The sequence below is a fragment of the Pseudoxanthomonas sp. LjRoot204_2 genome, from assembly GCF_056175765.1.
Genome location: NZ_JBGFFG010000197.1, coordinates 1 through 6,293 on the forward strand (window position 1 = coordinate 1; position 6,293 = coordinate 6,293).

5 protein-coding genes and 1 pseudogene are annotated in these 6,293 nt (G+C 63.3%); 2 read left to right on the plus strand and 4 right to left on the minus strand.

The features are described from left to right. Positions 1 to 858, minus strand: a pseudogene (locus AC04L7_RS10565) (alpha/beta hydrolase family protein); the annotation flags it as partial. 82 nt (positions 859 to 940) lie between these two features. Then, on the minus strand, positions 941 to 3,826 hold the full coding sequence (locus AC04L7_RS10570) for a TonB-dependent receptor plug domain-containing protein (protein WP_475512965.1): 2,886 nt from the start codon (positions 3,824 to 3,826) through the stop codon (positions 941 to 943). 239 nt (positions 3,827 to 4,065) lie between these two features. Here AC04L7_RS10570 and apbC point away from each other — a divergent pair, with 239 nt between their 5' ends. Both apbC and dcd read left to right on the plus strand, forming a co-directional pair. Then, positions 4,066 to 4,935: an iron-sulfur cluster carrier protein ApbC gene (apbC, locus tag AC04L7_RS10575; RefSeq protein ID WP_475512966.1), complete on the plus strand. Its 870-nt coding sequence runs from the start codon at positions 4,066 to 4,068 to the stop codon at positions 4,933 to 4,935. Between the two features lie 94 nt (positions 4,936 to 5,029). Further along, positions 5,030 to 5,617: a dCTP deaminase gene (dcd, locus tag AC04L7_RS10580; RefSeq protein ID WP_435999307.1), complete on the plus strand. Its 588-nt coding sequence runs from the start codon at positions 5,030 to 5,032 to the stop codon at positions 5,615 to 5,617. A gap of 13 nt (positions 5,618 to 5,630) precedes the next feature. Here dcd and AC04L7_RS10585 read toward each other — a convergent pair whose 3' ends face one another. After that, entirely contained in the window at positions 5,631 to 6,038 is a 408-nt protein-coding gene (locus tag AC04L7_RS10585; RefSeq protein ID WP_475512967.1) for an HIT domain-containing protein, read from the minus strand. Then, positions 6,035 to 6,293 (minus strand): dienelactone hydrolase family protein (locus AC04L7_RS10590; RefSeq protein ID WP_475512968.1); only part of this gene is annotated, 259 nt, incomplete at its 5' end. The genes AC04L7_RS10590 and AC04L7_RS10585, both read right to left, overlap by 4 nt.

A 6,293-nucleotide genomic window follows, 5' to 3' on the forward strand; every position in this document is an offset into this window, starting at 1 on the left:
GAACAAGGGCTTGAACGCCCCCGTGGTGGTGTCCAGCGTTCCGAGCGCCGCCGGCGCCACGCCGTCGTCCTGGGTGACGTAGACGGTTCCGTTGCGCGTGGTGTGGATCACGCCGAGGTGCTTGCCGCCGGACTTGGAAGCGTTCACCAGCGTCCAGTCGCGGCCATCGCGGCGGTAGAGTTCCGTACGTTCGTCGAACTCGCCATCTTCGTTGCGGCTTGACGAGCACACGGCGAAACGCGCCTGCTTGTTCTCGTCCAGCGTGATGTTGCAATTCTCCTTGGGTGCACGGCCGAGCGATGTGCGCCGCCCGTTGAACACGTCCAGCTTGACCAGCTCTGTGCCGGCGCCTTCGCTGGAGCGGGGCGAGCGGACGTCCATGATGACGAACTGGTCGTCGTCCTGCAGGGTGTCGATGAGGCTGAAACGCTCGGACGTGACGGTCTTCGCGCGCTGGGTGACGTCCTGCGTGCCGTAGAAGACCAGCGGCCGCGGTTGTGAGCCATCGGCATTGACGGCGAACCACTCGCCCGTGCTGAACGGTTGCGCGTAGCCGCCCATCTTGCGGATGGCATTGAACATCAGGCGGTTAGGGCTGACCCATTCGAACGAGCCCACGCTCTTCTTGTCGGGCAGTTGGCTGACGTTGAGGATCTTCAGGTCACTGGTGCGCATCGTGGTGAGCACGTCCTGGTCGCCCCGGTCCACCGTGATGGCCAGGTACTCACCGGTGGGCGATATCTTCGCGGTGCTGAAGGCGGCGTGGCCGACGAAATCGCGGATCGGCGCCGGCGCGCCCAGTGCCTCGGCCGCGATCAGCCATCCGGCGAGGAAAAGCAGAATTCCTTGACGCTTCATCATGATCTCCTTGTGTGCGGCGTAGGAAGAAAAAGACCCGGCGTCGCCGCCGGGTCCAGGTGTTGCTGCACCGCTCAAACCATCAGTTGAACTTGTAGGTCGCTTCCAGACCCACCTGACGACCGATGGCATCGAAACCGCGCCAGTAGTACGGATAGGTGTAGTTGGTCTTGTCGACCGGATGGTGGTTGTCGAACATGTTGACCACCGACAGGCGCAGGTTGAGCTTCTCGGTGATGTCCTTCGCCACGCTGGCGTTCCAGGTGATGAACGGGCCGATGCGAGTGTCGAACTCGGGATAGGCCACCGGTACGGTGGGATCCCAGATCGGCGTACTTCCCAGGCGATTCATGAATACCGTCGCCATCCAATCATCCTTTGACCAGTTGATCGTCCAGCGCACCCGGCTGCGATTGTCCAGATTGCTGTTGAAATCGCGATAGCTCTGGATTGGCTGGTCAACCGACAGCTTCTGGGTCTGCTCAAGGACATGCGTCCACTGCAAGGTGGTGCTGAAGTCGCCGAAGCGGTCCGTATCCATGCGGTAACGCACGGTCGCGTCGATGCCCTTCGTGCCAAGGAACGATTGGTTGATCGGTCCGCTACGGATCTCGGTGAGCGCGTCGGTCTCGGGATTGCGGCTAATGCGACCTTGGATGATCTGGCAATAGCCGCTGCCCGCTGCGTGTGGGTAATTGCTGCCGTTGGGGTACTTGCCCGTTAGGCAGCCCAACTCTGCCGCCAGAATGTCGGTGCCGCTTTGAACGGTCACAACGTCGTTGAGTTCGACCTCGTAGTAGTCCGCAGCGAGCGACAACTGCTCGGTGACGTCCCACACAAAGCCGGCCGTCCAGGAGTTGCCGGTTTCTTCCTTGAGCTCCGGCGCGCCTTGTGACGTAGTGAAGACCGAGTAGCGGTAGTTGCCGCCCGAGTTGCCGCAGACGTTGTCGCTGGTTCCCAAGCCATTGAGGTAGCAGCGGTAGTAGTCTGTCACCGTGCCAAACGAGCCACTAGGTTCGGAGAACACATAGTGCATGTCCGGTGCTTTGAAGCTGGTCGCATAATTGGCGCGAATCAGCAGGCTGTCGAAGGGACGGAACTCCAATCCTGCGCCCCAAGTGCTCGCAGCATCCACGTCAGTGACATCATCGTACTTGTCGTAGCGGCCCTGGAGGCTGGCCGTCAGCATGCTGAAGATCGGCACCTTGAACTCTACGCCCGCGGCATAGCGGTTGCGTTCGCCGCTGCCGCCGGTGCCCGTCAAGTTGTAGATTTCTCGCACGGTCGGGAGGATGCGGGCATCGCTTTCCAGATCGTAGCTTTGCCGCGAGGCCTCGATCACGCCGGCGAACGACAGCGGACCTGCCGGCAGTTCGAATAAGTCACCCGACAACACGAAGTTGGACGCGACGTTGCGCGACACTGCTTCGTAATGAACCATTGTCGACATGGCCTGATAGTCTGCGGTCGAGATGGGGCCGTAGAAGCGATCGAGGTTCAAGCGATAAACAGCCAAGCCATTGGGGACGCCAGCCAACCCTGTGTACGCCCCCTGGCCCGTCGTACCCAGACGCTGACCCAAGAAGTAGTTGGTGGCTCCCGCCACCGTCATGCGCGGACGATCGCGGACAATTTCATACTGTGCGCCGCCGAGGCTGAATTCCCAATCGAAACGATCCGCAAAACTACCGCGCATACCGAACGCGAGATCGAGGGAATCTTCCTCGAACTTCTGGTAGGTGCCTTCGGATCCGCCGTAAGGTTCGGGCGTGAAGTTGCGGATGGGCAGGATACGCATACCCAATCCCGCGTCGTAGTAATTCGTACCTGGCTGCGGACCACCCTGCCACTGTTCCGTGCCGCCGCCGAGTCGACTGCGCGAATGAAACGCCATCGCGCTCGCCCAGCCTTCCAGATTGTCAGTGAAATTGAACGTGCCATAGACATAGCCGGACAGCTCGTTGCTGCCGTTAGCAACCGTCTGTTCGGCCGGGAAGCGGTCATAACCGCAGCCAGGGCCGAGGTTGTTGCCCGTGGTGGCGCTCGTATAGAAGTGAGGGCGATAGAGTTCGCTCGCCGAGCAGTCACGGCCTGCTGGCAATACATACGAAACGGTGGAGCCCACGTTGTTGAGGCGGCGAATCTGGATGCCGATCGGCGGCTGGTAGAACCCGCGCCCGTTGTTGAGTGCGTTGGGATATGTTCCCGGAGGTGCGGGGTTATCCGCCGCCGAATCCATGAAATCCCGCTGATAACCCCACAGGGCTTCGGCGTTGTAGGACTCGAACGCGTAGGTCACGCTCCAATTGTCGCCGGCTTTGCCGCCCACCCACTGGATGTCGGCGATGTCACGGCCACCGTCTGTCGAGGTCTGGCCCTTGACCTTGAGGATGTTGCCTTCGTAGTTCGTCTTCAACACGATGTTAACGACGCCGGCAACGGCGTCGGAACCGTACACGGCCGATGCGCCGCCCGAGAGGATCTCGATGCGTTCGACGGCCGCCGCGGGGACGTTGTTGAGGTTCTGGAAGTTGCTGCGGCCGTTGTAGGGGAACGGATAGTCATTCGCCCGGYGACCGTTGATCAGCAGCAGCGTGCGGCCCGGACCCAGGCCGCGGAGGTTAACCGGGCTGGCGTTGGGCGTGAAACCGCCGGCAGCGTTGAAGTCGTTCTGGACGCTGCCGGTGTTCTGGCTCAGCGTGTCGATCGCTTCGGCGACCGTATTGAAGCCTTCCTGCTTGATCTGCTCGGCCGTGATGACGGTGACCGGTGACGGTCCCTCGATCTCTGCGCGCTTGATGCGCGAGCCGACGACCTGCACCTTCCCGAGGTTGGTCGTTTCGGCTTCTGCAGTCGAGCCGCTGGTGGTAGCGTCCTGGGCCAGTGCCGCGCCCGGGATCAGCAACGCGGCGACAAGAGCCGCACCAAGCGGATTGCGCCGGAGCGCTTTCGCGTTTCCGTAGTTCATGTCGGTGAATCCCCTAGAAATCCGTACGTGTAAGCGGCTTTCAATAGGACCGTTCCCATCGGCCCCAGCCGCGCAATAGCGTCCGTGCGACCCGACATTAACACGGAATTAATGTGATGCGCATACCACGAAATTATTTCCGGCGCGTGATGGGATCGTCACGGTGATGACGCGTCATTCAGGTTGCCGGCGAGGCGCCTCGGGGTGAGACAATGGCGGTTTCCCCGCCGCGCGAATCGATGCAAGTGACTGAATCCCATCAGAATTACGCCAGGCCGCGCACGCACGCCGTGCAGGGGGYGCTGTCGCCCCACCCGCGCGTTCGCAATGTGATTGCGGTCGGTTCAGGGAAGGGAGGGGTGGGCAAGTCCACCACGTCGGTGAACCTGGCGCTGGCGTTGGCGGCCGAGGGTGCCCGGGTGGGGGTGCTGGATGCCGACGTCTATGGACCGAGCGTGCCGGCGATGCTGGGGCTCGCGGGGCGGCCGGACAGCCCTGACAACAAGTCGATCGAACCCATGCGGGCGTTCGGGGTGGAGGCCATGTCCATCGGCCTGCTGGTCGACCAGGACACGCCGATGATCTGGCGTGGCCCCATGGCCACGTCTGCGCTGATGCAGCTGTTCAACGACACGCTGTGGGGTGATCTGGACTACCTGCTGATCGACCTGCCGCCGGGTACCGGCGACATCCAGCTGACCCTGGCGCAGAAGATCCCGGTGGCCGGGGCGGTCATCGTCACCACGCCGCAGGACATCGCCACGCTGGATGCCAAGAAAGCGTTGAAGATGTTCGAGAAAGTCGAGGTGCCGGTGCTGGGCATCGTCGAGAACATGGCCGTCCATACCTGCTCCAACTGCGGCCACGTGGAGCACCTGTTCGGGCAGGGCGGTGGCGAACGGATGGCGGCGCAGTACGGCGTGCCGCTGCTGGGTTCGCTGCCGCTGGACATCGCCATTCGCGAGCAGGGCGATGCCGGCCAGCCGGTCGTGGTCGCCGCGCCCGATTCGGCGGTTACGCAGGCCTACCGGCAGACGGCGAGGGTCATGGCGGCGACGCTGGCGCAGCGTCCGCGCGCGCCGTTGTCCATCCTCTCGTCGCTGGTCTAGCGGCCGGCGAAGACGGCGGGCCGGGGCCCGCCCTACAATTCCCCGTCCGCCGCGCGCCGTCCGCGTGGCCTTCGCCCCACACACCAGGATTTGCATGAGCATCAAGAGCGACCGTTGGATCCGCCGCATGGCCGAGCAGCAGGGCATGATCGAGCCGTTCGAGCCGGGGCAGGTGAAGTTCGCCAACAAGAGCGGGGCCGACGGCGAGCGCATCGTCAGCTACGGCACGTCCAGTTATGGCTATGACGTGCGCTGCTCACGCGAGTTCAAGGTGTTCACCAACATCAACTCCACGATCGTCGACCCCAAGCACTTCGATCCGAAAAGTTTCGTGGACATCGAAGCGGATGAATGCATCATCCCGCCGAACAGCTTCGCGCTGGCGCGCACGGTGGAGTTCTTCCGCATCCCGCGCGACACGCTGGTGGTCTGCCTCGGCAAGAGTACCTATGCGCGCTGCGGCATCATCGTCAACGTGACCCCGCTGGAGCCGGAGTGGGAAGGCCATGTGACGCTGGAGTTCAGCAACACCACGCCGCTGCCGGCGCGCATCTACGCGAACGAAGGCGTCGCGCAGATGCTGTTCTTCCAGTCCGATGCCGACGACGTCTGCGAGACCAGCTACAAGGATCGCGGCGGCAAGTACCAGGGCCAGACCGGCGTGACGCTGCCGCGGACCTGAGGCGGTTGCGCGCTCAGCCCAGACACCGGCGCCACGCGTCTATCCGTTCTGCCAGTGCGGCAGGACCATGCCGGACCGGGGCGCCGTTGCCCCAGACCGGTCCGGGCCATGCCGCGTCGCCCTCGTGCCTGCCGACCAGATGCACATGCAGTTGTCGGACGATGTTGCCAAGGGCGCCGATGTTGAGCTTCTCCACGCCCGGCTGCGCGCGGATCAGCTGGCCGGCTTGGTTGATCTCCGCCAACAGCAGGCGTTGCTGGCCGCCCTCCAGTTCCAGCCATTCGCTGACCCCGTTCACGCGAGGCACCAGGACCAGCCACGGGTAGCGCGTGTCGTCCATCAGCCGTACCTGCGACAGCGGGYCGTCGGCGACGAAGGCGCTGTCGGCCRCCAGGCGTGGGTCCAGGAGGAAATCGCTCATGCCAGGTTCCTTGCGAGGAAATCGAGCGTGCGTTCGCGTGCCAGGCGCGCACTCGACGGATCGTAGTCCGCGCGCAGGTCGCAGTTGAAGCCATGCCCCGCGGGGTATGTGAAAACGTCCATCTGGGGAAGCAGGTCGCGGTGCTGCTGCACCAGCTTCGGCGGTATTGAGGCATCCTGCTCGCCGAAGTGGAACATCACCGGGGCCAGCGGTGTCTCGGAGAGGAAGGGCGCGTTGCGTGCCCCGTAGTAACTC

Bases quoted from the DNA above. Each gene is read 5' to 3' on its own strand.
- dcd (WP_435999307.1), top strand. From the start codon at position 5,030: ATGAGCATCAAGAGCGACCGTTGGATCCGCCGCATGGCCGAGCAGCAG.